At 60.4% G+C, this 25,124-nt stretch carries 23 protein-coding genes; 17 read left to right on the top strand and 6 right to left on the bottom strand.

The annotated features are described in order from the left end of the window. Positions 1 to 21: 21 nt before the first annotated feature. From gap to RAC79_RS10075, 12 genes are all read left to right on the top strand, one after another. A complete protein-coding gene (gene gap / locus RAC79_RS10130) occupies positions 22 to 1,032 on the top strand; it encodes a type I glyceraldehyde-3-phosphate dehydrogenase (protein WP_059755800.1) in 1,011 nt (336 codons plus the stop codon). Positions 1,033 to 1,361: 329 nt separating this feature from the next. Beyond that, a complete protein-coding gene (locus RAC79_RS10125) occupies positions 1,362 to 3,227 on the top strand; it encodes a potassium/proton antiporter (protein ID WP_174040050.1) in 1,866 nt (621 codons plus the stop codon). 67 nt (positions 3,228 to 3,294) lie between these two features. After that, positions 3,295 to 4,497: a phosphoglycerate kinase gene (locus RAC79_RS10120; protein ID WP_174040051.1), complete on the top strand. Its 1,203-nt coding sequence runs from the start codon at positions 3,295 to 3,297 to the stop codon at positions 4,495 to 4,497. Between the two features lie 191 nt (positions 4,498 to 4,688). Next, the gene (locus tag RAC79_RS10115; protein ID WP_003523197.1) at positions 4,689 to 5,714 is read left to right on the top strand and encodes a class I fructose-bisphosphate aldolase; all 1,026 of its coding nucleotides are present in this window, start codon (positions 4,689 to 4,691) and stop codon (positions 5,712 to 5,714) included. A 621-nt stretch (positions 5,715 to 6,335) separates the two neighbouring features. After that, positions 6,336 to 8,213, top strand: coding sequence for a TRAP transporter large permease subunit (locus RAC79_RS10110; RefSeq protein WP_174040052.1), 1,878 nt, complete (start codon positions 6,336 to 6,338; stop codon positions 8,211 to 8,213). A gap of 66 nt (positions 8,214 to 8,279) precedes the next feature. Further along, positions 8,280 to 9,290, top strand: a complete 1,011-nt coding sequence (locus RAC79_RS10105) for a TRAP transporter substrate-binding protein (RefSeq protein ID WP_003520342.1) — start codon at positions 8,280 to 8,282, stop codon at positions 9,288 to 9,290. Positions 9,291 to 9,397: 107 nt separating this feature from the next. Further along, positions 9,398 to 10,201, top strand: coding sequence for an SDR family NAD(P)-dependent oxidoreductase (locus tag RAC79_RS10100; protein WP_161987910.1), 804 nt, complete (start codon positions 9,398 to 9,400; stop codon positions 10,199 to 10,201). A gap of 1 nt (position 10,202) precedes the next feature. Continuing rightward, the gene (locus RAC79_RS10095; RefSeq protein WP_065656496.1) at positions 10,203 to 11,060 is read left to right on the top strand and encodes an IclR family transcriptional regulator; all 858 of its coding nucleotides are present in this window, start codon (positions 10,203 to 10,205) and stop codon (positions 11,058 to 11,060) included. After that, on the top strand, positions 11,057 to 12,226 hold the full coding sequence (locus tag RAC79_RS10090; protein WP_142845344.1) for an acetyl-CoA acetyltransferase: 1,170 nt from the start codon (positions 11,057 to 11,059) through the stop codon (positions 12,224 to 12,226). Before RAC79_RS10095 ends, RAC79_RS10090 begins: the two co-directional genes overlap by 4 nt. After that, a complete protein-coding gene (locus RAC79_RS10085; RefSeq protein ID WP_174040053.1) occupies positions 12,223 to 13,848 on the top strand; it encodes an acyl-CoA synthetase in 1,626 nt (541 codons plus the stop codon). The genes RAC79_RS10090 and RAC79_RS10085 overlap by 4 nt, the downstream gene beginning before the upstream one ends. A gap of 31 nt (positions 13,849 to 13,879) precedes the next feature. Beyond that, entirely contained in the window at positions 13,880 to 14,659 is a 780-nt protein-coding gene (locus RAC79_RS10080; RefSeq protein WP_174040054.1) for an SDR family NAD(P)-dependent oxidoreductase, read from the top strand. Continuing rightward, the gene (locus tag RAC79_RS10075; RefSeq protein WP_174040055.1) at positions 14,656 to 15,549 is read left to right on the top strand and encodes a PCC domain-containing protein; all 894 of its coding nucleotides are present in this window, start codon (positions 14,656 to 14,658) and stop codon (positions 15,547 to 15,549) included. The genes RAC79_RS10080 and RAC79_RS10075 overlap by 4 nt, the downstream gene beginning before the upstream one ends. A 47-nt stretch (positions 15,550 to 15,596) precedes the next feature. Here RAC79_RS10075 and RAC79_RS10070 read toward each other — a convergent pair whose 3' ends face one another. Together RAC79_RS10070 and RAC79_RS10065 are read right to left on the bottom strand one after the other, a co-directional pair. Then, positions 15,597 to 15,995: a PPC domain-containing DNA-binding protein gene (locus tag RAC79_RS10070; RefSeq protein ID WP_162934193.1), complete on the bottom strand. Its 399-nt coding sequence runs from the start codon at positions 15,993 to 15,995 to the stop codon at positions 15,597 to 15,599. Continuing rightward, positions 15,982 to 16,548 (bottom strand): DNA-binding protein, encoded by a 567-nt coding sequence (locus RAC79_RS10065; RefSeq protein WP_162934194.1) that lies wholly within the window; start codon positions 16,546 to 16,548, stop codon positions 15,982 to 15,984. Before RAC79_RS10065 ends, RAC79_RS10070 begins: the two co-directional genes overlap by 14 nt. 161 nt (positions 16,549 to 16,709) lie before the next feature. Here RAC79_RS10065 and RAC79_RS10060 point away from each other — a divergent pair, with 161 nt between their 5' ends. Then, a complete protein-coding gene (locus RAC79_RS10060; protein WP_065656502.1) occupies positions 16,710 to 17,195 on the top strand; it encodes an Lrp/AsnC family transcriptional regulator in 486 nt (161 codons plus the stop codon). 29 nt (positions 17,196 to 17,224) lie between these two features. Here the strand turns inward: RAC79_RS10060 and RAC79_RS10055 are convergent, their stop codons facing one another. Continuing rightward, positions 17,225 to 17,380, bottom strand: a complete 156-nt coding sequence (locus tag RAC79_RS10055; RefSeq protein ID WP_003520354.1) for a hypothetical protein — start codon at positions 17,378 to 17,380, stop codon at positions 17,225 to 17,227. Positions 17,381 to 17,517: 137 nt separating this feature from the next. On the opposite strand from RAC79_RS10055, the gene RAC79_RS10050 reads away from it, so the two are divergent. The 3 genes from RAC79_RS10050 (at position 17,518) to RAC79_RS10040 (ending at position 19,915) form a co-directional block, all read left to right on the top strand. Beyond that, entirely contained in the window at positions 17,518 to 18,807 is a 1,290-nt protein-coding gene (locus RAC79_RS10050; protein ID WP_035262904.1) for an MFS transporter, read from the top strand. Then, positions 18,804 to 18,995 carry a DUF1192 domain-containing protein gene (locus RAC79_RS10045; protein ID WP_003506186.1) on the top strand — a complete coding sequence of 64 codons (192 nt, stop codon included), beginning with the start codon at positions 18,804 to 18,806 and terminating at the stop codon, positions 18,993 to 18,995. The genes RAC79_RS10050 and RAC79_RS10045 overlap by 4 nt, the downstream gene beginning before the upstream one ends. Positions 18,996 to 19,399: 404 nt before the next feature. Next, positions 19,400 to 19,915 carry a DUF1465 family protein gene (locus tag RAC79_RS10040; protein WP_003506184.1) on the top strand — a complete coding sequence of 172 codons (516 nt, stop codon included), beginning with the start codon at positions 19,400 to 19,402 and terminating at the stop codon, positions 19,913 to 19,915. A gap of 157 nt (positions 19,916 to 20,072) precedes the next feature. On the opposite strand, the gene rpmE is transcribed toward RAC79_RS10040, so the two are convergent. Continuing rightward, positions 20,073 to 20,294: a 50S ribosomal protein L31 gene (gene rpmE, locus RAC79_RS10035; RefSeq protein ID WP_003497640.1), complete on the bottom strand. Its 222-nt coding sequence runs from the start codon at positions 20,292 to 20,294 to the stop codon at positions 20,073 to 20,075. Between the two features lie 260 nt (positions 20,295 to 20,554). On the opposite strand from rpmE, the gene RAC79_RS10030 reads away from it, so the two are divergent. Next, complete coding sequence (locus RAC79_RS10030) at positions 20,555 to 22,354, top strand: ABC transporter transmembrane domain-containing protein (protein WP_142845349.1); 1,800 nt, start codon at positions 20,555 to 20,557, stop codon at positions 22,352 to 22,354. 1 nt (position 22,355) lies between these two features. Here the strand turns inward: RAC79_RS10030 and RAC79_RS10025 are convergent, their stop codons facing one another. Further along, positions 22,356 to 24,002, bottom strand: a complete 1,647-nt coding sequence (locus tag RAC79_RS10025) for an FAD-binding dehydrogenase (protein WP_174040056.1) — start codon at positions 24,000 to 24,002, stop codon at positions 22,356 to 22,358. Between the two features lie 89 nt (positions 24,003 to 24,091). Further along, complete coding sequence (locus tag RAC79_RS10020; protein WP_003520358.1) at positions 24,092 to 25,123, bottom strand: peptidoglycan -binding protein; 1,032 nt, start codon at positions 25,121 to 25,123, stop codon at positions 24,092 to 24,094. Between the last annotated feature and the right edge of the window lies 1 nt (position 25,124).

The following is a 25,124-nucleotide window of genomic DNA, read 5'->3' as shown; positions in this document are numbered from 1 at the left end:
TTCTTGTTCGGGAGACTGTAAATGACTGTAAAAGTTGCCATTAACGGCTTCGGCCGCATCGGCCGCAACGTCCTGCGTGCCATCGTCGAATCCGGCCGCACCGATATCGAAGTCGTTGCCATCAACGACCTCGGCCCGGTTGAGACCAACGCACACCTGCTGCGCTACGATTCGATCCACGGCAAGTTCCCGGCCGATGTGAAGGTCGAAGGCGACACGATCATCGTTGGCGGCGGCAAGCCGATCAAGGTGACGGCCGTTCGCGATCCGGCAACGCTGCCGCACAAGGAACTCGGCGTTGACATCGCCCTGGAATGCACGGGCATCTTCACCGCCCGCGACAAGGCTGCCGCTCACCTGACGGCCGGCGCAAAGCGCGTCATCGTTTCGGCTCCGGCTGACGGCGCTGACCTCACCGTCGTTTTCGGCGTCAACGACGACCAGCTGACGAAGGACCATCTGGTCATTTCCAACGCGTCCTGCACCACCAACTGCCTCGTGCCGGTCGTGAAGGTTCTCGATGACGTCGTTGGCATCGACCATGGCTTCATGACGACGATCCACTCCTACACCGGCGACCAGCCGACGCTGGACACCATGCACAAGGACCTGTACCGCGCCCGCGCCGCAGCCCTGTCCATGATCCCGACCTCGACGGGCGCTGCCAAGGCCGTTGGCCTCGTTCTGCCGCACCTCAAGGGCAAGCTGGACGGCACGTCGATCCGCGTTCCGACCCCGAACGTTTCGGTCGTGGACTTCAAGTTCATTGCCAAGCGCGCCACCACGGTTGAGGAAATCAACGAAGCGATCAAGTCTGCCGCCAATGGCAAGCTGAAGGGCATCCTCGGCTACACGGACGAGCCGCTTGTTTCCCGCGATTTCAACCACGACAGCCATTCGTCGATCTTCGCCAACGACCAGACCAAGGTCATGGAAGGCAATTTCGTGCGCGTCCTGTCCTGGTACGACAACGAGTGGGGCTTCTCCAACCGCATGTCGGACACGGCCGTCGCCTTCGCGAAGACCATCTAACGAAGACGCATTAATGGATGCAGGTCCGGCGGGAGCAATCTCGCCGGATTTTTTATTTCGATTTTCCTATGAGGTGCCTCCAAGTTTTCAATTTCCTGCCTTTGTCTGGTCCACTTTGGGACGGACAAGAAACACAGGGATAACGGTCGTGCGCAATGCACTTCGGCCCTGCCGTATCATTCGATACACCCCGCCTTGCGTCGCCTTTCAACGCCACCCGAAACAGCGCTGACAGACCGCAACCCGTGGGGCATTGACTGCAGACGCGCAGAGCATTCATTGCGCCACGGGTTGCGGTCTATCAACGCGGTTTGAATGAGGCGGTGGACGTGGAATCATTTTATCTTCTGTTGCTGGTCGCAACCGTTCTCGTTCTCGTCGCCGCCTTTTCGAGCCTTATCGCCTTCCGCTTCGGCGCGCCGCTGCTGCTGCTTTTCCTGATGATCGGCCTTGGGGCCGGTGTGGACGGCCTCGGCATCGAATTCACCAACAATCCGCTGGCCTATATGCTCGGCTCGCTGGTGCTTGCCGTCATCCTGTTCGATTCCGGGTTCGGCACGTCCATCCAGTCCTTCCGGCTTTCGGCGGCACCCGCCGTCGCTCTCGCCACAATCGGCGTCATCCTCACATCCGTCTTTTTTGCCGGCGCGGCAGCTCTCCTGCTCGGGCTTTCCTGGCTGGAAGGCCTGCTACTCGGCGCCATCGTCGCTTCCACCGATGCGGCGGCCGTGTTCTTCCTGCTGCGCATCGGCGGCATCCATATCCGCGATCAGGTGCGCTCGACGCTGGAAGTCGAATCCGGCACCAACGATCCGATGGCGATCTTCCTCACCATTGCCCTGGTCGAAATCATCGCCAAGGGCCAGGGGCTGGCCGGCATCGATAGCGGCTTTCTGCTGCTTTTCATCGAGCAGATGGGCCTTGGCGTGATTTTCGGCCTGCTCGGCGGCGTCATGATCGCCACCGTCGTCAACCGTTTCGCCGCCGACCGGGGGCTTGCGCCCATCTTCGTGCTGGCGCTGGCGCTGCTCGTCTTTTCCTTCACCGGCACAATTGGCGGCAGCGGTTTTCTGGCGGTCTATGTGGCAGGCATTGTTGCCGGCAACCGCCGGATTTTCGCCAAGGAAACCATCCGCCGTTTCCATGAGGGGCTGACCTGGCTTGCCCAGATCATCATGTTCCTGATGCTCGGCCTGCTCGCCACCCCGTCGCAATTTCCGGCCATCGCCATCCCCGCCGTGCTGCTTGCGCTGTTCCTGATCTTCGTCGCCCGCCCGCTCGCGGTCTGGCTCAGCCTGATGCCCTTCAACTATACCCAGCAGGAAACCTCCTTCGTCGCCTGGGTGGGCCTGCGCGGCGCGGTTTCCATCCTGCTCGCCATCATGCCCATTCTCGGCGGCCTTGACGATGCGCAGGTCTATTTCAACGCCGCCTTCATCATCGTGCTGGTGTCGCTGCTGGTGCAGGGCTGGACCATCAAGCCGGTGGCGACAAGGCTCGGGCTGATCGTGCCGCCGCGCATGGGTGAGGTGGACAAGCTGGAAGTCGACCTGCCCGGCACCGCCAATCATGAACTGATCTCCTACCGGGTCGCCAAGGGCAGCGCCATCATGCAGGGCGAACGTATTCCGCGCTGGGCCATGCCCTCGCTGGTGGTGCGCGACGGCAAATCGATCCGCTATCAATATGCCGGGCGGCTGCGCGAGAACGATCTCGTCTACCTCTTCATCGCACCCGGCTATTCCCGTCTGATCGACCGGCTGTTTGCGAGCGCCCTGCCGGTTGCCGATGACGACGCCGATTTCTTCGGCACCTTCGCGATCTCGCCGGCCCGTCCGGCGAAGGAACTAGACGCAGCCTATGGCCCCGGCCTGCTTTCGCCCGCCGAACAGGCGATGAGCGTCGCGGAACTCATCGAAGCGCGCCTTGCCGGAAAGGCAGATTATGCCGACCGCGTGCGCCTCGGCTCCATCGTGCTGATCGTTCGCACACTGGACGAACACGAGGCGATAACCGGTGTGGGCATCTCCCTAGAACCGGTGGAACCGGCGACCAGCCTGCCGATCTTCATCAGCTTTTCGGAAATCCTCAACCGTGTCCGCAACCATCTGGCAGAGAAGCGCCAGCCACGCTCCGCCAGCGTTGAAGAAAGCGCCCCCGCCGCTGCGAATACAGTGAGAGAAAATGAGGCCTGACCGGCTTGCGTCGTCAATCAGGCATAGTATGGTCCGTGCCGAACTCGCAACAAATCAGGATCGACCTATGCCCGCTTTCAAGACCCTCGACGACCTCAACGACATTGCCGGAAAGCGCGTTCTCATCCGCGTTGATCTCAACGTGCCGGTCGCAGATGGCAAGGTGACGGACGCAACCCGTATCGAACGCGTTGCGCCGACCATTCTGGAACTGTCCTCCAAGGGCGCGAAAGTCATTCTGCTTGCCCATTTCGGCCGCCCGAAGGGCGAACCGGTGGCCGACATGTCGCTTTCCCAGATCGTACCCGCCGTCGAGGAAGTATTGGATCACGCCGTTTCCTTCGCGACCGACTGCATCGGCGCACCGGCGGCGGACGCCGTCGCTAAACTGAACGATGGCGATATCCTGCTTCTGGAAAATACCCGTTTCCACAAGGGCGAAGAAAAGAACGATCCGGCCTTCGTCGAAGCTCTGGCAGCCAATGGCGATATCTATGTGAACGACGCCTTCTCCGCCGCCCACCGCGCCCATGCCTCCACCGAGGGCCTGGCGCGCCACCTGCCCGCCTATGCCGGCCGCACCATGCAGGCCGAGCTTGAGGCCCTGGAAAAGGGCCTCGGCCAGCCAGTCCGTCCGGTCGTCGCCATCGTCGGTGGCGCCAAGGTTTCGAGCAAGATCGATCTGCTGATGAACCTCGTCAAGAAGGTCGACGCCCTCGTCATCGGCGGCGGCATGGCCAACACCTTCCTCGCCGCCCGCGGCGCGCAGGTCGGCAAATCGCTTTGCGAGCATGATCTCGCCGAGACCGCAAAGCAGATCATGATCGAGGCAGCGACATCCGGCTGCGCCATCGTGCTGCCGGAGGACGGCGTCGTCGCCCGCGAATTCAAGGCCGGTGCGGCCAATGAAATCGTCGACATCAACGCCATTCCCGCTGATGCCATGGTTCTCGATGTCGGCCCAAAATCGGTTGAAAGCATCAAGGCCTGGATTTCCCGCGCCGAAACGCTGGTCTGGAACGGTCCGCTCGGCGCTTTCGAAATCGAGCCCTTCGACGCGGCGACCGTTGCCGCTGCAAAACACGCGGCGGAATGCACCAAGGCCGGCAAGCTCGTCTCCGTCGCCGGCGGCGGCGACACCGTTGCCGCGCTCAACCATGCCGGCGTTTCTCAGGATTTCTCCTATGTTTCGACGGCCGGCGGCGCCTTCCTCGAATGGATGGAAGGCAAGGAATTGCCGGGCGTTGCCATCCTGACCGCCGCCAAGTAAACTCACCCTACTTGCCTGACACAAGGCCGGACAAGCCATGCTTGTCCGGCCTTGCTTTTTGGTAAGCGGCACCGGGATGAAAAGTTTCAAACGATTGAAATCATTTCAATCGTTTCAATGAGTTAGCGTGCCATTTCCCTGCCCTGGAACTTCTGTTATCGGAAATTTATTGTGCCTTGGGAGAATAGCAAATGACCGAACGTCTCGAAGACATCGCAATCAAAATGGTCGCCGACGGCAAGGGCCTGCTCGCCGCCGACGAATCCACGGGAACGATCAAAAAGCGTTTCGACAGCATCAATCTGGAGTCCACCGAGACCGCCCGCCGCGATTATCGCGAGATGCTGTTCCGTTCCGACGACGCCATGAAGAAATACATCTCCGGCGTCATCCTTTATGAAGAGACCCTGTTCCAGAAGGCCGCCGACGGCACGCCTTTCGTGGATATCATCAAGGCGGCCGGCAGCCTGCCAGGCATCAAGGTGGATATCGGCGCCAAGCCGATGGCTTTCCACCCGCATGAATTCATCACCGAAGGCCTCGACGGTCTTTACGAGCGCCTGCGCAAGTATCATGAAGCCGGCGCGCGTTTCGCCAAATGGCGCGGCGTCATCACCATCGGTGAGCAGCGTCCGAGCTGGGGTTCGATCAAGGCAAACTCCCAGTCGCTCGCCCGTTACGCCGCTCTCTGCCAGCAGGCGGATATCGTTCCGATCGTGGAACCCGAAGTGCTGATGGACGGCGAGCCGGGCACGCATGACATCGACCGCTGTGCGGAAGTCACGCAGTGGGTTCTCCAGACCGTTTTTGCGGACCTGTTCGACGCCCGCGTGAACCTTGAAGGCATGATCCTCAAGCCGAACATGATCATCGACGGCAAGAAGGCCCGCAAGGCTTCCGTCGAGGAAGTGGCGGAAAAGACCGTGAAGGTTCTGAAGGCAACCGTGCCTTCCGCCGTTCCGGGCATCGCCTTCCTTTCCGGCGGCCAGTCCTCCGAAGAGGCAACGGCGCATCTCTCCGCCATGAATGCCGGCTACGACCTGCCCTGGTCGCTGACCTATTCCTACGGCCGCGCGCTTCAGGATACGGCCCTCAAGACATGGGGCGGCAAGCAGGAAAATGTCGCCGCCGGCCAGCGCGCCTTCACGCACCGCGCCGCGATGAACAGCCTCGCCGCCAAGGGTAACTGGAAGCAGGAACTCGAAAAGGCAGCCTGAGGCTGACAGAGACCATCAGATAAACAGCAGCCGCCCCACCGGGCGGCTGCTTCGTTTGATAAAGCAAGATCATCCGTATTCCGTCACCCGGACCCAATCGTCTTTCATTTACCTGACTGATAATTCTCAACCGTTTTGAGTCATGCAACCTGGCGACTTCATAACCGTCATTGCAGCAATAGGCAGCAGATACGCTCCCCGACTTCTCCAGCGCGTAACGCCAGACCATCCGGCTCGCCCGGCATCATAAGCGCTTCGTCTCGACGGGCTTCCGAAAAGCCCCGGAAATTGCTGCGCGCTCGTTACATCACAAATAAATTTCAATCAATTATAGTATGATCCACTATGTGGACCTATAAGCATACAATGAAAACCGCGCAATACTGCATTTATACAGTTGATTTTGCCACTTTTCCTGTGTATCCCGAATGCATAGATTTTTGACGGTCCATATTGTGGAGGCAATATACCGCTAGTTTCAGGCTTTTGGAGGGGTCTGGCCGGTCTGGCAACGACAGATATATCCTGATGCGTCGGCCATGATATTGGCGTGGGCGCGGATAACTCTCTTTGTCTGCCGCAGTCCATTGCGAAGGTTGTTCTGTGGGAGAGGAGGCCCCGATGACCATGACCGCAAACGCGAATGACGACGTATTTGTGCTCGATGGAGAGCTTTTGCATACCGGGCCGGTAACAGGCTCATGGTTCATGCGACCCATCGAGGCTGTCGCGGCGGTGCTGCTGGCGGTGATGATCGGCCTGCTTCTGCTGGGCGTGACATCGCGCTATGCCCTGCATTTGCCAATCGTCTGGATCGATGAAACGGCGTCGTTGAGCTTCCTGTGGTTTGCCATGCTGGGTGCGGCAATTGCCATCGACCGCAGCGAGCACCTGCGCCTGACGCTGTTTCTCAACATGTTTCCGCAGCGCATTCTGGGCTATGTCAACTCGCTCGCTTTGGTGCTGGTAGCGACATTTCTTGCGGCGATTATCAAGCCGGCGATAGAATATGCCATCGAGGAATGGGTCGTCACCTCGGCAGCGCTGAATATTCCAATGTCCTTCCGCGCCGCGGCCTTGCCGGTTGGCGCCTGTCTGATGCTGCTGCTGGTCCTCAACAATCTCTTCCGCAGGGAAAATCTGCGGGACATCATCGCAGCCGTTGTCACCGTCGCGGTCGTCTCCGGCCTGCTCTATCTGGCATCGCCGACGCTCGAAACTTTCGGCAATTTCAATCTGGCGATCTTCCTCGGCCTGTTCGTGGCGGTGTTTCTGGTGCTGGGCGTACCGATCGCCTTCTGTTTTGGCCTTGGAACCCTCGCCTACCTGACCTTTACCACCTGGGTTCCGACCATCGTGATGATCGGGCGCATTGACGAGGGCATGTCGGGCATCATTCTGCTGTCGGTTCCGGTTTTCGTGCTGCTGGGCTGTGTGCTCGATGCCACCGGCATGGGCAGGGCGATTGTCGAGCTGCTATCCTCGATGTTCGGGCATATTCGCGCCGGCATGTCCTATGTGCTGCTCGGCTCGCTGTTTCTGGTCTCCGGCATTTCCGGCTCCAAGGTTTCGGATATGGCGACGGTTGCACCGGCGCTGTTTCCGGAAATGAAGCGCCGTGGCCACAAGCCCAAGGAAATGATTGCGCTGCTCGCCACCGGCGCCGCCATGGCGGATACGGTTCCGCCCTCCATCGTGCTGATCGTTCTCGGTTCGGCGGCGGGCGTGTCGATTGCCGGCCTGTTCACTTCCGGCTTCATGATCGCCATGGTGCTGCTTCTGGTGCTGGCCGTTCTGGCCCGCTGGAAGGCGCGGCATGAAAACATGGAAGGCGCAAAACGCACCCCGTGGCCGCTGGTCGGCAAGGCGGCCCTGATTGCAGCACCGGCGCTGGTTCTGCCCTTCCTCATCCGCAGCCTCGTCGGCGGCGGCGTGGCGACGGCAACCGAGGTTTCCACCATTGCCGTGCTCTATGCGATTATTATCGGTGCGGTGCTTTATGGCGGCATCAGCCTCAAAAAGCTTTATTCCATGCTGGTGGAGACGGCCGCCCTTTCCGGGGCGATCCTGCTGATCCTCGGCTGCGCCTCGGCCATGGCCTGGGGGCTGACACAGAGCGGCTTTGCCTTCCAGCTGACCGCGATGATCACCGATCTGCCGGGCGGCTGGATGACCTATATGGTCGTGTCGATCCTGATTTTCATGATCCTCGGCTGCGTGCTGGAAGGGCTGCCGGCAATCGTATTGCTCGCACCGATCATGTTCCCCATTGCCCGCACGCTTGGCATCAACGACATCCATTATTCGATGGTGGTGGTGGTCGCCATGAATATCGGCCTGATGGCGCCGCCCATCGGCATCGGTTTCTATATCGCCTGCAAGATAGGCAATGTTTCGCCTGATGAGGCCATGGGCGCCATCTGGCCCTATCTTGCAGCCATGGTCATCGGTCTGCTGCTGATTGCGGCAATTCCGGGCTTCTCGACAATTCTGCTCTGAGACCGTGGCGGGTCCACCCGCCACGCCGATGAATGACACATGCTTTTATTTTGGGAGGAGAAAGCAATGAATATCAACAGACGTACCGTGTTGGCCGGCGCCGGCTCTGCCGTTCTTGCCACCGCTTTTGTGTCGCGCGCCCGCGCTGCGCAATTCAATTATAAATATGCCAACAACCTGCCCGCCGCGCATCCCATGAACATCCGCGCCAAGGAAGCGGCTGACCGTATCGCCAAGGAAACCGACGGCCAGGTGAATATCAACATCTTCCCCAGCAGCCAGTTGGGTGCCGATACCGATGTGTTGAGCCAGGTACGCTCGGGCGGCGTTGAATTCTTTACGCTTTCGCCACTGATCCTGTCGACGCTGGTGCCGAATGCATCCATCAGCGGCATCGGCTTCGCCTTCCCGAACTACGATTCGGTTTGGGCGGCCATGGACGGCGATCTCGGCAAATATGTCCGCGGCGAAATCGCCAAACAGAACCTCGTTGCCATGGACACCATCTGGGATAACGGTTTCCGCCAGATCACCAGCGCTTCGAAGCCCATCGCCACGCCGGCCGATCTCGAAAGCTTCAAGATCCGCGTGCCGGTAAGCCCGCTCTGGACCTCGATGTTCAAGGCCTTCAAGTCGGCCCCAGCCTCGATCAATTTCGCTGAAGTCTACACCGCCTTGCAGACCGGCGTTGTCGATGGCCAGGAAAACCCGCTGGCGATCATTTCCACCGCCAAGCTGTTCGAAGTGCAGAAATTCTGCTCGGTCACCAACCATATGTGGGACGGCTTCTGGTTCCTGGCGAACAAGCGCGCCTGGGAGCGCCTGCCGGATGACCTGCGCGCCATCGTCGCCAAGAACCTCAATCAGGCCGGTAAGGACGAGCGGGCCGATGTGGCGAAACTCAATGCCTCGGTGAAGGAAGACCTGATTGCCAAGGGCATGACCTTCAACGACACCGACGCCTCACTCTTCCGCGCAACTCTCAAGGAAGCCGGTTTCTATTCCGAATGGAAGGGCAAATATGGCGATGAAGCCTGGGCCATTCTCGAAAAGGCCGTTGGCGCCAGCCTGACCTGATCGGTCCGCTGAATAATTGGCCCCGCTTTGAGAGCATTTCCAGGAAAAGTGAAAACGCTCTAGCGGGGCCGACCCGACTATTTCTGACGATTGTAATGGAGACTGTTTTGACAGGTCGCCTGACGGGAAAACGCGCCATAGTTTTTGGCGCAGGATCATCTGGTCCGGGTTTCGGCAATGGCAAGGCTGCGGCCGTGCAATTTGCCCGCGAAGGCGCGCGCGTAGCCTGTGTCGACCTTTCCGCTGACGCGGCCGAGGAAACCGCGCAGATCATTCGCGGCGAAGGTTTCGAGGCGATTGCGGTTGCTGCCGATGTCACGGAACTCGATTCCGTATCGGCTACGGTTGCGCGGACCTGCGAGATCTTCGGCGGCATCGATATTCTGCACAACAATGTCGGCGTGACCCATATGGGCGGCCCGGTAGAGCTGGACGAGGAACGTTTTCGAGCCTCGGTCGATCTCAATATCGGCTCCGTTTATCGCACCGCCAAGGCGGTACTGCCGGTGATGCTGGCGCAGGGCGGTGGGGCCATCGTCAACATCTCCTCGCTCGCCTCCATTCGCTGGACCGGTTATCCCTATTTTGCCTATTACGCCATGAAAGCCGCCGTAAACCAGGCAACCGTGGCGCTGGCAATGCAATATGCCCGCCAGGGCATTCGCGCCAATTGCGTTCTGCCCGGAATGATCGATACGCCGCTGATCTACAAACAGATCAGCAATCAATATGCCTCCGTCGAGGATATGGTGGCGGCGCGCAATGCCGCAGTCCCGGTCGGCCGCATGGGCGATGCCTTCGATATCGCCCGCGCGGCAGTCTTTCTGGCATCCGATGAAGCCAAGTTCATCACCGGCATCTGCCTGCCGGTCGATGGCGGGCAAAGCTGTGCGGTGGGAGCGTTTTCCTGATATGGCCACGATGATCCCGATGGAAAACGACCTGACAGGCGCGCGCGCGGTAGACCGGGCGCTGGGGCTGCTCTCCATGGTGGGGCGTCATGCCGAACGCGGTGTGGCGCTTTCGGTCATCGTCACCGAAAGCGGGCTGAACAAGCCCACGGCCCGCCGCCTGCTGCTGGCGCTGATCCGCGCAGGCCTGGTGGAGCAGGATGAGGAAACGCGGCGTTATTATCTGGGCGAGGAAGCCTATGTGCTCGGCAGCCTGTCATCGCGCCGCTTCGGCTTGCTGCAGATGGCCCAGGACAGTCTGACGCGGATTTCCCGCCGCACAGAGGATTCGAGCTTCCTTTCCGTGCGTCGCGACACGTTTGCGCTGTGCCTTTATCGCGAGGAAGGCACCTGGCCGGTGCGCACCCACGCGCTTCAGGCCGGTTTCGAGCACCCGCTGGGCATTGGGGCGGGATCGCTCGCCATGCTCGCGGCCCTGCCCGATGCCGAGGTGGAAAGCGTCATTGCCGCCAATAGCGGGCTGATTGCCGCGAACTATCCCGGCATCACGCTGGACGGACTGCGCCGCGATGTCGAATTGACGCGAACCAATGGTTATTCGCTCAATCCGGGTCTGATCCTCTCGAATTCCTGGGGTATCGGCGTTGCCATCCGAACACCGGATGGCGCGGTGGCGGGAGCGTTGAGCATTGCCGCCGTCGACAGCCGCATGCGGCCGGAGCGCCAGCCGGAACTGGCGGCGGTGCTGCGCGAGGAAGTGACCCGCATCGAAACACGCATTGCGGAAATGATGGCAAGCCGCGCCCGCACGCGTGGCGAAGGCGATGCGAAACGGCAAACAAGGAGAACGAGCAAATGAGCAAAGCGCAGATCGTCGGCTGGGCGCATTCGCCTTTCGGCAAATCGGCCCTTGAAAATACCGAGCAACTGATGGCTTCCGTCGTGGCGCCCGCCATAGACCATGCCGGCGTCGATGTCGGCGATATAGGCGGCATTTTCGTTGGCGTCATGAATAACGGTTTCTCGAAACAGGATTTTCAGGGCGCGCTGGTGGCCATGGGCGATGAGCGCCTCGCCTACACGCCCGCCGTGCGTTTCGAGAATGCCTGCTCGACGGGATCGGCCGCCCTTTACAGCGCCATGGATTTCATCGAGGCCGGGCGTGGACGCATCGCGCTCGTTGTCGGCGCGGAAAAAATGACGGCGCTGCCAACCGCCGAGGTGGGTGAAATCCTGCTGTCCGCCTGCTACCGTACCGAAGAAGCCGATATTTCCGGCGGCTTTGCCGGCCAGTTCGGCCGCATCGCCGAGGCCTATTTCCAGCGCTATGGCGATCGCTCGGAAGAACTGGCGATGATCGCCGCCAAGAACCACGCCAATGGCGCGGTCAATCCCTACGCCCATATGCGCAAGGATTTCGGCTTCGATTTCTGCAACACAGTATCGGATAAGAACCCTTACGTCGCAGGCCCGCTTCGCCGCACCGACTGCTCGCTGATTTCCGATGGCGCCGCCGCCATCATTCTGGCCGACGAGGAAACCGCAGCGACACTCAACCGGGCCATCGGTTTCCGGGGCCGCAAGCATGTCAATGACATTCTGGCGCTCAGCCGCCGCGATCCGCTGGCCTTCGAGGGCGCGCGCCGCGCCTGGGCAGGTTCGCTGGAACTCGCAGGCGCGACGCTCGACGACCTCTCCTTCGTCGAAACCCATGATTGCTTCACCATTGCCGAACTCATCGAATATGAGGCGATGGGATTGGCGAAGCCCGGTGAAGGCCACCGGGTGGTGCGCGAAGGCACGGCCCTGAAAACCGGTCGCCTGCCGATCAACCCCTCCGGCGGGCTGAAATCCAAGGGGCATCCGGTTGGGGCAACCGGGGTCTCCATGCATGTCATGGCGGCGATGCAATTGATGGGCGAAGCGGGCGACATGCAGATCCCCGGCGCCTCGCTCGCCGGTGTTTTCAACATGGGGGGAACTGCGGTTGCCAACTATGTCTCGATCATGGAGCGCGTGAAATGACGATACATCCTCCGGGCGGGGTTGCGCCTTCGACCACGCGGGTCATGAATCTCTCGCATTTCCTGACCCAGGCAGCGCGCCGCAACCCCGCCGACATCGGCTTCGTATGGGGTGACAAGAGCTGGACATGGGCTGAAATGGACGCCCGCGTCGATGCCATGGCGCAGGCGCTGGTAACAGAATTCGGCGTCAGGAAAGGTGACCGCATTCTGGTGCAGTCTTCCAACAACAACCAGATGTTCGAATCCATGTTCGCCTGCTTCCGCGTGGGCGCGGTGTGGGTGCCGACCAATTATCGCCAGTCGCCCGATGAGGTGGCCTATCTGGCAAAAGCCAGCGGCGCACGCGGCATGATCTGCGCCAGCGCTTTTCCCGAGCATGCAAGGGCGAGCCGCGAAGCAACCGCGATCGATTTCACCATCGCCATTGGCCCGGCCGAATTTGGCGAGGACTACGATACTATCGTGGCCCGCCATCTGGGCCAGAAAGTAAAAAGCGAGGCGGTGGATCGGGACGATCCCTGCTGGTTCTTCTTCACCTCCGGCACGACGGGTCGGCCCAAGGCTGCGGTGCTGACCCATGGCCAGATGGCCTTCGTCATCACCAACCATCTTTGCGATCTGATGCCCGGCACCGGACCGGGCGACGCTTCCATCGTCGTTGCACCGCTTTCGCACGGCGCGGGCATTCACCAGCTGGTGCAGGTGGCGCATGGGGCAAAAACGGTGCTTCCGGCTGCGGAAAAACTCGATGTGACCGCGGTGTGGGCGCTGATCGAGAAATGGCGCGTCACCAATGCCTTTACCGTGCCGACCATTCTGAAAATGCTGATCGAAGACCCTTCCGTGGATCGTTTCGATCATTCCTCGCTACGCTATGTCATCTATGCCGGTGCGCCCATGTATCGCGCCGATCAGAAACGGGCGCTCGCCAAGCTCGGCCCGGTGCTGGTGCAATATTTCGGCCTTGGCGAAGTGACCGGCAACATCACCGTGCTGCCGCCTTCCTTCCACAATGCCGAAGACGGCCCGGAGGCGCGGATCGGCACCTGCGGTTTTGATCGCACCGGCATGGAAGTGCAAATCCAGAACGATGCGGGCGAGGAGCTTCAGGCCGGTGAAACCGGCGAAATCTGCGTTATCGGCCCTGCTGTTTTCGCGGGTTATTACGATAATCCCGATGCCAATGCCAAAGCCTTCCGCAACGGCTGGTTCCGCACCGGCGATCTTGGTCACCGCGACGAGAACGGTTTCGTCTACATCACCGGCCGCGCCTCCGACATGTATATTTCCGGCGGCTCGAACATCTATCCGCGTGAGATCGAGGAGAAAATCCTCATGCATCCGGATATCAGCGAGACAGCGGTTCTGGGCGTGCCGGATGCGGTGTGGGGCGAGGTCGGCGTCGCCGTCTGCGTGGCGCGGGAGGGCGCGGATATCGCCGGCATCGACCTGAAAGCCTATCTCGACGGCAAGATGGCCCGTTACAAGCTGCCGAAAGCCATTGTGTTCTGGGATGCCATGCCGAAATCCGCCTATGGCAAGATCACCAAGAAGATGATCCGCGAGGAGCTGGAAAAGCGCGGCCAGATGCCGGTTTTTGAGGAAAAACTGACTGGCTGAAGGCCGTAACGCATAACCGGGAGGAGACGGTATGACACAGCAGACGAGAGAGATGAAAGGCGCTGTCGCCATCACCGGCGGCGCATCGGGTATCGGCTTTTCCACGGCGCAGCTGTTGATGGCGCGCGGCTGGCAGCCATGGCTTTTGGATCTCAAGCGTGAGGCGCTGGATGCGGCCTGCGAAAAACTCGGCATCGATGCTTCGCGCGGCATCGTCTGCAATGTGGCGGATGAGACGTCGATAGAAGAGGCTTTCGCCGCCTTGACGGCAGGCGGCGCCGATCATGCCGTTGATCTGGTGGCCGTCGTCAACAGCGCCGGCATCGGTATCGACAAGCTTTCCGTCGATACCAGCGTGGAAGAATTCCGTCGTATCGTTGACGTCAATCTCGTCGGCAGTTTCGCCGTGGCCCGCACCGCCGCGCGTTATTGGCTGGACCGCGCAATTTCCGGTTCGATCGTCAATATCAGCTCGGTTTCCGGCATGTGCGGCAATCGTGGTCGCAGCGCCTATGGCGCTTCAAAAGGCGGCGTCAATCTTCTGACGATGGTTATGGCAAACGAGCTGGGGCAATCGGGCATTCGCGTCAATGCGATTGCGCCCGGCCCCGTCGATACCCCCCTCACCCAGGCGGTTCATACGGAGAATGTTCGCAGCCAGTGGCACAGCCGCGTTCCCATGCACCGCTATGGCAGGACGGACGAGATCGCCTCTGCCGTGGCTTTCCTTGTGTCGGACGACGCGAGCTACATCAACGGACAGGTGCTGGCCGTGGATGGCGGCTTCATTACCGCAGGGCTTGCGGTATGACGATAATGCCCCCGGAGGGGCTTCCGCGCAGCATCGTCCATCCGGGGCCGGCAACACCCGAACGCTTCCGCGTCGTCGGCTGCCACGCCCATCCGGTCAGGCTGAATGCCAGACCCGGTGTCTGCGTCAACGAGGCGATTGCAGAGGCCTTTGTCGAACAGGGTTTCGATGGCGGTTATGTCAGACTGAAAAATGTGCCGATGAAGCGGTTGCACTATGTGATGCCCGCCGCCGCACCCGATGACGCCCATGCCGCCTGGTATAGCGAAACATTCTCCATGCCGGGAGGCACGATCATCGATGCCGGCCTGCATATGGGGCGGCGCGACGGTCAGCCGTTCCTGCACTGCCATGGTTCGTGGAAAAGTGCCGAAGGCGTTCTCTCCATGGGCCACCTGCTGCCTTTGGAGTCCGAATTTGTTGGGGAAACACCGCTTGAGGCGCTGGCGCTGGATGGCGCAATTCTGGACGTGCAGAAGGACGAGGAAACCAATTTCCCCCTCTTCACGCCCATCGCCCAACCGCGCAACCGGAAAGATGCAGGGCTCCGGGCGCTGTTGTGCACCGTGCGGCCCAATACCGATATCTGCACGGCGCTTGAAGCCGCCTGCAGACAGTTCGACCTGAGGGAGGCCGAGGTCAATGGTATCGGCAGCCTGATCGGTGCGGATTATGAAGACGGAACAAGTCTCACCGCCTATGCCAGCGAAATCCTCATCCGCAATGGCCGCATCCACCCCTCCGCCACGGGTGGCGAACGGGCAATGCTGGATATTGCGATGGTCGATCTTACCACGGGGATCAGCGGCGGGCGGCTGGTGCGCGGCAAAAACCCGGTCTGCGTCACTTTCGAGCTGCTTCTGACCGAAAGACAGGGGGCGGCTGCATGAGTTGCGCCGTGCAACTCCACCGCCCGCCTTACCGTACCTCACGCCGCCTACGGCTTTTCCGCAGGCAACCATTCTTCCAGCGTCACCTCAAAGGTCATGCACACCGGGTTGGCGCCGGCGATGAAGGGACCGCCATAAACCGCGCCATCGGTATCGGCGACAACGCCGGTCAGCGCGGCGCGCAGGGAGCCATCCGTCTGGGCGCGCACTTCACCGGCAATCGAAACGATTTCAACGGCAGGACCGCTTATCTGCAAAAACGCGCCGCTGCGGGTGCCGAGACACGCATCCACCAGACTGCCCAGCGCGCCGCGCACGAAGGCATTACGGAAACCTTCGGCCAGACACAGTTTCTCGACGCCGAGCACGAGATCTTCATTGGGCGCAATGCGGGCATAGGCCACGCGGCCCATGGAGCCGGATTCGACAGTGTTATGCGTGTTCATCGGCGGGCTCCGTGCGGTTCCTGGGTTGAAGAAGGGGAATATTGGTTTCGGGATCGAAGGACTGCTGCAGCACAAAACTGTCGAGCGAGGTCACAAGGGCGGAAATGCCGCCTTCTCCGACGATACAGGATTCCGTCAGCAAATGGCCCCCTTTGACCACACCCGCCGCGGTCCGCATGGCGGCATGGCAGTGCACGATCGGCTCGCCCTTCATGCTCCGCCCCAGCGTGGCGTTGCCGAAAACCAGCCAGGCCGCCCCGGCATCGATGGGTTTCGTATAGGCGATGACCGCCCTGCCGGAGGGATCGGGTGGAGCCACGCAATAGGACAGAATGTCGAAATAACCGCCGAGAATGGTCAAAGAGGCATTTTCAATGCCGTTTTCGGCCAAAGACCGCACGATTCCATCGTAAAGGCTGCACCCCGGCGCGATGAACAGCCGCATATGGCGCGCAGATGGCGAGCGCAGGCTGTTGATACGCACCGGCGAAGAAATACCGGGGTGTATCAGCGTTCTCGGCCTTGGAAAATGCTGTTGCCGTGTGGGTGCCATGCCTGCTCCTCCCTGCTGCCTGTACCTTGCAGTACGGTACTTAAAGACCAGCCAAAGGTGCTTTCGAATGGCGTCGCCAAAGTGCCCTCCGGAAAACACTTCTTTCGCGAGCGGCCCCACGGACGGCAGATTTTTTTGCGATACATTTCAGGGAGACCGGCATGACGAAGCCGCTGGACAGAATTGACCGCAAAATATTGCGAGCCCTGCTGGAGAACGGCAGGCTGAGCAATACGGAACTATCGGAAAAGGTGGGGCTGTCGCCCAGCCCTTGCTGGCAGCGCGTCAAGCGGCTGGAAGACGAAGGGGTCATTCGCGGCTATACCGCCATTCTCGATCAGGCCCATCTTGGACTGACCGAGACGGTGATCATCGAGGTCATGCTGGAACGTCACGACGATGAAGTTCTGGAACGTTTCGGTAAGGCCATGGCCGCTCTTCCCGAAGTGCTGGAAGCCTATCTGACAACCGGCGAATATGATTATCTCATCAAGGTGGCGGTGGCGGGAACCGCGGGCTACGAGCAGTTTCTGCGCCGCAAGCTCTACAAGATCGAGGGTGTGCGCCATTCCCGCTCCTGTTTCGCACTTAAATGCCTCAAGCATACTTTATCGGTCGTGCCCGATGCGGAGCCGCCACCCGCCTGAAAGGAGCCTGCCTCCGCGGCGGTTTTTCCTTACGGGCGCAGAAGCAGCGTCACCGACCAGATGACAAAGGCGGCAACCGCGATCTTCCAGCAATCGCCTCTTTTTTTCAGGCCCGGCAGACCGAGCGGCCGGATGATCTGGACCACCATGGCCAGCAGTAAAAAAAGGCCGATCGCCTTTGTCATTTATTGAGCCTTTTCTTTATTTCTGCATCGTCACAGGCTGGACATTTTTACCGTTCACCAGAAGAGTGCAACTCATTCGGGTAACGCCCGTCCTATGACCTGTCCGACCGTCCGTCCGAACGCATGAGAGTGTTTTCATGAGCAGAAATCTTCTACCCGTATTCGCTCTTTTATCCAGCACTCTGTTTCTTTTTCTCGGCAACGGCCTTCAGGGCCTCGTGCTGCCGGTGCGTGGTTCGGCGGAAGGTTACTCCAACGAAATTCTTGGCTTTCTGGGCACCTCCTGGGCGGCGGGATTCGTCGTCGGTTGCTTTGTCGCGCCTGCCATCGTGCGCCGCGCCGGGCATGTGCGGGCATTCGGGTCCTTCGTGGCGCTGGTGTGCCTGACGGTGCTGATGACCGGCCTTATCATCGACGACACCTCATGGATCGCGCTGCGCGCGCTAACCGGTTTCTGCACGGCCGGAACCTCGATGATCATCGAAAGCTGGCTGAACGAGCGCGCCACCAATGAAAGTCGTGGCATGATCTTCTCGCTTTATATCGCCATCACGCTGCTCGGCGTCGTGGCGGGGCAGATGATCGTGCCGATGGGGGATATCAGCAATACCTCGCTGTTCATGATCTGCGGCATCATCTATTGCATCGCCATTCTGCCGGCCACGCTTTCGAAAGCGGCGAGCCCACAGCCGTTGCAGAAGGTGAAGCTGGATCTGCCGGCCCTTTACCGCAACTCACCGGTTTCCTTCATCGGCATTCTGATGATCGGCATTGCCAACGGCGCTTACGGTACGCTCGGCGCCGTCTTCGGTGCGCGGGCAGGACTGGACCCGACCATGATCGCCATCATGGTGTCCGTCACGATTTTCGTCGGTGCGCTGGCGCAATTTCCCGCAGGCCGGCTTTCAGACCGGATAGACCGCCGCTATGTGCTGGCGGGCTTGGCCGGGCTTGGCGCGGTCGCGGGCCTGGCTGTCGCGGTGGTCCAACCGCATGATGTTTATGTGCTGATTTCGATGATCGCCATTTATGGCGCCGCCGCCAACGCGCTCTATCCCATCGCCGTGGCACATGCCAACGACTTCGCCGCATCGGAAGACTTCGTCAAGGTTTCCGGTGGTCTGCTGCTGCTTTACGGCATCGGCACCATCATCGGCCCGACGCTCGGCGGCGCGATCATGACCCATTTCGGCCCCTATGCGCTGTTTCTGGTCACGGCTGTGGCCCATCTGCTCATCACCGCCTATGCCATCATCAGAAGCCGCCGGCGCGCAGCACTTTCAACCGAGGAAAAAGACAATTTCTCGACGATGATGCCAACGACACCCTCGCCGCTCGTCACGCCGGAAAGTATTGCGCTTGACCCGCGCGCGCCGCAATATCCAGGCGACGATGGCGACTATGTGGAAAAAGGAGCAGGCATATGAGCCTCTTTGACGATGACCGTCCGCAAAAACCGGCAGCGCATGAGATCGGTGGCGATCTCAGCCTTCTTTCCGTGGACGAACTGAGCAGCCGTATCGATCTTCTGCAAGCCGAAATCACCCGACTCGAAGAGGAGAGGACACGGAAATCCGCCGGAAGGCAGGCGGCGGAAAATCTCTTCCGATCCTGACGCGCACTGCAGAATAGGTACACGACTGCACTTCCGCTGCCGTAAGCTAAGGCTCAGCCAGCGCCCGAAAATGAATATTACGGGGCAGTCTTTCGTTTACCATTAACCAAAAATTAAGCTTTCTGAGAGATTACTATACATGTCCAGTTCTTCTGGACCTCAGGCATCTTCTCCATACGGCGAATTGGTCTGATTTTTCTCCCTGTTTTACCTTGAGAGCCGCTTTCGCGGCTCTTTTTTTGCCGCTGGCCGGTTTCCGTAAAACTGTGGGTATTAACCCTTCTTTAATAATTGCCTTGCGCATTTCAGGTAAAGATACCATCCTGAAAACACTAAAGGCCGGAACAAAATATCCGCGTCGTCGTTGCCTGACAGTGTGGTGCGTGAGCAGGGATTTAAAGAAAATGTCGGAACAGGTTTTAAATACCATAAGCTTTGCGGGTCGCGCAGCTGCTTCCAACCAGTTCAAGACCCTCTATACCGAAGGCATGACCTTGGTTGAGGAAACGGCAAGTTATCTCGACGGCGCCGGCCGCGCCGCCTCCAAGGTGCTGCCGCGCATGGCCTCGGTGCTTTATGCGGCGGAATCGATGCGCCTCACCACCCGCCTGATGCAGATGGCCTCCTGGCTGCTTCTGCAGCGCGCCGTCAACAACGGTGAAATGACGCGCGATCAGGTTCTGAGCGAAAAGAACAAGGTGCGACTCGACAGCTTCAACGTCGACCGCAATGCGCCCGGCTGGAACGACCTGCCGGAATCCTTCCGCGACCTCATCGAGCGCTCGCTGCGTCTCCAGAACCGCATCGCCCTGCTCGACCGCGAAATCTATCGCCCGTCCGAAGCCGCCAAGGTGCCGGACAATGAAAACAGCGTGCAGGCGCAGCTCAACCTCCTGCGCACGGCTTTCTCGATCAACTGAGAAAAGACGACCTTATCCGGACAATTTGAAAAGCAGGCTCACCGGCCTGCTTTTTTCTTTTGCGTGCTACGGGGGCGCGAGCGCCATCGCCGAAAAATGGCAACAAAAAAGCCCGGCAAAACCGGGCTTTTTTTTAAACGATCCGTCCGCAAGAGGATCAGAGGCCGAGGCCGCCGAAACGCTTGTTGAACTTGGAAACGCGACCACCGCGGTCCATAAGCTGCTGGTTGCCGCCCGTCCATGCCGGATGGGACTTGGGGTCGATTTCAAGGTTCATGACGGCGCCTTCCGAACCCCAGGTGGAGCGGGTTTCGTATTCGGTGCCATCGGTCATGACCACCTTGATCGTGTGATAATCGGGATGGATATCAGCCTTCATGACAATCTTCCTGGTTAAGTGACGTGCGGTCCATTTGCCGCAATTGCGTCAACTGAGCCATTTCAATAAATGAAGCCATAGACCAGATGGGCTATGGCTTCCCAATTCGATGCGGAGCCTATACATGAAGGTCGCCCAGATAACAAGAGCCTGCAATCCCCTTGTGAAGGGAGATGGCCAAAGGGGCGGGAATTTTGCCGCACGCGGGAAATTCACCCGCAAAAGGCCCAAAACGGCAGGGAATGAGGAGCATAGAGGACGTGGCAGACATTGACGAGCAGAAAGCGGCGAAACAACGAAGCCTGAAGCCGCTTCTTGGCCTGTTTCCCTATCTCCGGCGTTACCGCGGCCTGATGGCGGCTGCCCTTTTCGCTCTCGTGCTTTCTTCCGCCACGACACTCGCCCTGCCGCTTGCCGTTCGCCGCATTATCGATCACGGTTTCCAGACGCCGGACGGCGGCATGATCAACAGCTATTTCGCCATGCTTCTGGCGATTGCGGTAGTCCTCGCGCTCGCCAGCGCCATGCGTTATTATTACGTCATGACCATCGGTGAAAGGGTCGTCGCCGATCTGCGCCGCGATGTCTTTGCCCACCTCACCACCTTGTCGCAGCAGTTTTTCGATAGCAATCGATCCGGCGAGCTGACCTCGCGGCTGACCGCCGATACCGTGCAGATTCGCTCGGCTTTTGGCTCGTCCGCCTCGGTAGCGCTGCGCAATATCATCATGTGCTGCGGAGCGGTGGCGATGATGATCTATACCAGCCCCGGCCTTTCCGGCCTTGCGCTGCTTGCCATTCCCTTCATCGTTTTTCCGCTGATCGCCTTCGGACGCTCGGTTCGCGCCCGCTCCCGCACCACGCAGGACACATTGGCCAATTCCGCCGCCTATGCTTCCGAGACGATTGCGGCGAGCCGCACCGTGCAGTCCTTTAATGCCGAGGTGCTGGCGAATGCCCGTTATGGAGCCTCCGTGGAAGCCGCCTATCAGGGCGCACGCGCCGCCATCGGCGCCCGCTCCATCCTCACCGCCGTTGCCATTGCGCTCGTCTTCGGCAGCGTCGTCGGCATTCTCTGGTATGGCGCGCAAAGCGTGCTCTCGGGCACTATGACGGCCGGTACGCTCGGCCAGTTCGTGCTTTATTCGGTCATCGCGGCAAGCGGTCTCGGTCAGCTCTCGGAAGTATGGGGCGAACTGGCGCAGGCGGGCGGTGCGGCAGAACGGCTCTCCGAACTGCTGAACGAGCACTCGCCCGTCGCGGAACCCATATCGCCCGTCGCCATGCCGCAACCGCCGCGCGGCGAGGCGGAATTCGAGAATGTCGATTTCGTTTATCCACTCGCGACAGAACGGCCGATCGTTTCCAGCCTCTCCTTCAAGGTCAGCGCCGGCGAAACCGTCGCCATCGTCGGGCCTTCCGGTGCCGGCAAGAGCACGGTCTTTTCGCTGCTGATGCGCTTTTACGATCCGCAGCAGGGCCGCATCACCGTCGATGGCACGGATATTCGCGACGTCACCCTTGCCGATCTGCGCGCGCGCCTGTCCATCGTTCCGCAGGATGTGGCGATATTCGCCTCCTCCATCCACGATAATATCGCCTTTGGCCGACCTGACGCGACACGCGAGGAGGTGCGGGCCGCCGCCATCGCCGCACAGGCCGACAGCTTCATCGAACGTCTCACCGAAGGATATGATACGCAGGTGGGCGAGCGCGGCGTGACGCTTTCCGGCGGCCAGCGCCAGCGCATCGCCATTGCCCGCGCCATTCTGCGCAATGCGCCAATCCTGCTGCTCGACGAAGCCACCTCGGCGCTGGATGCGGAAAGCGAAACGCTGGTGCAGAAGGCGCTCGATGAGTTGATGAAAACCCGCACCACCATCGTCATCGCCCATCGCCTCGCCACTGTGCTGAAGGCTGACCGTATTCTGGTGATGGATGAGGGCCGCATCATCGAAGAGGGCACGCATCAGAGCCTCATTCGCCAGAATGGCCTTTATGCGCGGCTTGCCCGGCTGCAATTCCAGACCGGGCCGGACGAATTGCGCGCCCAGGCCTAGATCACGCCAGCACTTTGCGCCCCGCAACGCGGCCGGAAAACAGGCAGCCGCCAAGGAACGTGCCCTCCAGCGCATTATAGCCATGCATGCCGCCGCCGCCGAAACCCGCCACTTCTCCGGCGGCATAAAGGCCCGGAACCGGCGCACCGGCGGCATCCAGCACCCGCCCCTCAAGATCGGTATGGAGGCCACCAAGCGTCTTGCGCGTCAGCACATGCAGCCGCACGGCGATCAGCGGCCCCATTGCCGGATCAAGCAGCCGGTGCGGTTTTGCCGTCCGCATCAGCCGGTCGCCGAGATAACGGCGCGCGCCGTGGATGGCCGTTACCTGCGCATCCTTGCTGAAACCGTTTTCGATTTCGCGGTCGCGCGCCTCTATCTGATGACGGATATGGTCTATATGCAGCCGGTCGTCGCCGCTGATGGCATTCATCGCCGTCACGAGTTCTTCGAGCCTATCCCGGACGGCGAAATCTTCGCCGCGCTCCATGAAGGCACGCACCGGTCCCGGCGGTTCCTTGCCCAGTCTTTTGAGCAGCAGCCTTATATCCTTGCCGGTCAGATCCGGATTCTGTTCCGAGCCTGAAAGCGCAAATTCCTTCTTGATGATCGCCTTGGTCAGAATGAACCAGCTATGGCCGCTGCCGCGTTCACCCAGCATTTTTAGCGTGCCGAGCGTATCGAAACCCGGCATGGCCGGGGCGGCAAGGCGGTTTCCATCCGCATCGCACCAGAAGGACGAGGGGCCAGGCAAGATGCGGATGCCGTGACCCGGCCAGATCGGATCGAGGTTCTTCACGCCCTCGGTATAATGCCACATGCGGTCACGGTTGATGACGGCTCCACCGGCGGTTTCCGTAATGGCGATCATGCGGCCATCCACATGCGCGGGAACACCGCAAACCATGCTGGCAGGAGGCTCGCCCAGCCGTTCCACCGGCCAGTTGCGCCGCACCAGTTCCTGATTGCCGCCGATGCCGCCAGAACTGACGATGACCGCAGCAGCGGAGAAGACAAAATCGCCCTGCTCTTCCCGGCTGCTCTCCTGCCCGCGCTGCACCTGGTCGGGTGCAAGAACAGCGCCTGAAACACCGGTCACCCGGCCGTCGGTGATCTCCAGACGATCAACCCGGTGGCGAAAGCGAAAGGTTAGCCGGCCGGTTGCCGCCATGGCCTTCGCCTTTTTTACGAAGGGTGCAAGTACGCCCGGACCCGTGCCCCAGGTTACATGGAAACGCGGAACGGAATTGCCATGGCCGTGGGCAAGGCTGCCGCCGCGTTCGGCCCAGCCGACAACGGGAAACCAGCGCATGCCCATGCGGTGCAGCCATTCGCGTTTCTCACCGGCAGCAAAATCGAGATAAGCCTCCGCCCAGCGGCGCGGCCAATAATCCTCCGGACGGTTGAAACCGGCCGAACCGAACCAGTCCTGTCTTGCAAGATCGAGACTGTCTCGCACCCGCATCCGGCGCTGTTCGGGACTATCGATGAAAAACAGTCCACCCAGCGACCAGAAGGCCTGCCCACCAAGGTTCTGCTCGCCCTCCTGATCCACGACGCAGACGCTGAAACCCCGCTCAGCCGCCTCGGTTGCCGCCACCAGCCCGGCAAGCCCCGCGCCGACAACGATCACATCATAGCCTTCCATCAGCCCCTCCCAGATATGACGGAATTACTTTTACGCGAACGTAAATTTACTTTCATCAGAAGGCAACCGCGATGACGCGGTCCGCGATTTCAGCGCTCAGTAAGCTTGAGTTCGATACGGCGGTTCTGCTGCCGTGCTTCCGGCGTATCGCCTTCGGCAATCGGCTGATATTCGCCGAAACCGGCGGCGACCAGCCGGTTTGCCGGCACGCCCTTGGAGATCAGGAATTTCACAACCGAGGTGGCGCGGGCCGAGGAAAGCTCCCAATTGTCCCGATAACGCCCGGAACCGGAAAGCTGAACATTATCCGTATGGCCATCCACGCGCAGCACCCAGTTGATCTCCGCCGGAATCTCCTTGGCAAGATCGAGCAGCGCGACAGCAAGCTTCTCCATCTCCGCCTGCCCTTCCGGGTTGAGTTCATTGCCGCCGGAGGGGAAGAGCACTTCGGACTGGAAGACAAACCGGTCGCCGACGATGCGGATGTTTTCGCGGTCCGACAGGATTTCGCGAAGCCGCCCGAAGAAATCGGAGCGATACCGGTTTAGTTCCTGCACCCGCTGCGCCAGCGCGACATTGAGACGGCGACCGAGATCGGCGATCTTGACCTGAGAAGAGGCATCCTTGGCTTCCGAGGCCTGAAGCGCGGCTTCGACCGAGGCGATCTGCGCTCTCAGCGCTGCAATCTGCTGGTTGAGCAATTCGATCTGTGCGGAGGCACGGGAATTGGCCTGCCGCTGCTCGTCCAGCTCACCGGTCAGGCTACCGATCCGGGCATTGGCATTCGCATTGCTGCCAGATCCCGCATCGAGAAGCGCCTGCAGGCGCGAGCGCTCGTTTTCGGATGCGGCAAGGGTGGATTGCAGGCTCGCGAGTGCGTCCTCAATATCCTGCTTGTTGCCTTTTTCCATGGCCAGAAGTTCGGTCAGTTCGGCAATCTGGCTGTTGAGACGTGTCAGCACCTCGTCCTTGCCGGTGATTTCCCGCGACAGAACGAATTGCGCCAGCACGAAGACCGTGAGCAGAAACATGATGGCCATGAGCAGCGTCGAAAGCGCGTCGACGAAACCCGGCCAATAATCCACACCCCTGTCGCGGCGGCGGTTGCGCGCAAGCGCCATG

Source organism: Agrobacterium sp. LR_9, assembly GCF_041954855.1.
GTDB lineage: Bacteria > Pseudomonadota > Alphaproteobacteria > Rhizobiales > Rhizobiaceae > Agrobacterium > Agrobacterium leguminum.
This window is presented reverse-complemented; position numbering and strand designations above follow the sequence as displayed.

Coding starts and splice junctions, on each gene's coding strand:
- gap (WP_059755800.1), top strand. CDS start 22: ATGACTGTAAAAGTTGCCATTAACGGCTTCGGCCGCATCGGCCGCAAC.
- RAC79_RS10120 (WP_174040051.1), top strand. CDS start 3,295: ATGCCCGCTTTCAAGACCCTCGACGACCTCAACGACATTGCCGGAAAG.
- RAC79_RS10115 (WP_003523197.1), top strand. CDS start 4,689: ATGACCGAACGTCTCGAAGACATCGCAATCAAAATGGTCGCCGACGGC.
- RAC79_RS10110 (WP_174040052.1), top strand. CDS start 6,336: ATGACCATGACCGCAAACGCGAATGACGACGTATTTGTGCTCGATGGA.
- RAC79_RS10105 (WP_003520342.1), top strand. CDS start 8,280: ATGAATATCAACAGACGTACCGTGTTGGCCGGCGCCGGCTCTGCCGTT.
- RAC79_RS10095 (WP_065656496.1), top strand. CDS start 10,203: ATGGCCACGATGATCCCGATGGAAAACGACCTGACAGGCGCGCGCGCG.
- RAC79_RS10090 (WP_142845344.1), top strand. CDS start 11,057: ATGAGCAAAGCGCAGATCGTCGGCTGGGCGCATTCGCCTTTCGGCAAA.
- RAC79_RS10085 (WP_174040053.1), top strand. CDS start 12,223: ATGACGATACATCCTCCGGGCGGGGTTGCGCCTTCGACCACGCGGGTC.
- RAC79_RS10080 (WP_174040054.1), top strand. CDS start 13,880: ATGACACAGCAGACGAGAGAGATGAAAGGCGCTGTCGCCATCACCGGC.
- RAC79_RS10075 (WP_174040055.1), top strand. CDS start 14,656: ATGACGATAATGCCCCCGGAGGGGCTTCCGCGCAGCATCGTCCATCCG.
- RAC79_RS10070 (WP_162934193.1), bottom strand. CDS start 15,995: ATGAACACGCATAACACTGTCGAATCCGGCTCCATGGGCCGCGTGGCC.
- RAC79_RS10065 (WP_162934194.1), bottom strand. CDS start 16,548: ATGGCACCCACACGGCAACAGCATTTTCCAAGGCCGAGAACGCTGATA.
- RAC79_RS10060 (WP_065656502.1), top strand. CDS start 16,710: ATGACGAAGCCGCTGGACAGAATTGACCGCAAAATATTGCGAGCCCTG.
- RAC79_RS10055 (WP_003520354.1), bottom strand. CDS start 17,380: ATGACAAAGGCGATCGGCCTTTTTTTACTGCTGGCCATGGTGGTCCAG.
- RAC79_RS10050 (WP_035262904.1), top strand. CDS start 17,518: ATGAGCAGAAATCTTCTACCCGTATTCGCTCTTTTATCCAGCACTCTG.
- RAC79_RS10045 (WP_003506186.1), top strand. CDS start 18,804: ATGAGCCTCTTTGACGATGACCGTCCGCAAAAACCGGCAGCGCATGAG.
- RAC79_RS10040 (WP_003506184.1), top strand. CDS start 19,400: ATGTCGGAACAGGTTTTAAATACCATAAGCTTTGCGGGTCGCGCAGCT.
- rpmE (WP_003497640.1), bottom strand. CDS start 20,294: ATGAAGGCTGATATCCATCCCGATTATCACACGATCAAGGTGGTCATG.
- RAC79_RS10025 (WP_174040056.1), bottom strand. CDS start 24,002: ATGGAAGGCTATGATGTGATCGTTGTCGGCGCGGGGCTTGCCGGGCTG.
- RAC79_RS10020 (WP_003520358.1), bottom strand. CDS start 25,123: ATGGCGCTTGCGCGCAACCGCCGCCGCGACAGGGGTGTGGATTATTGG.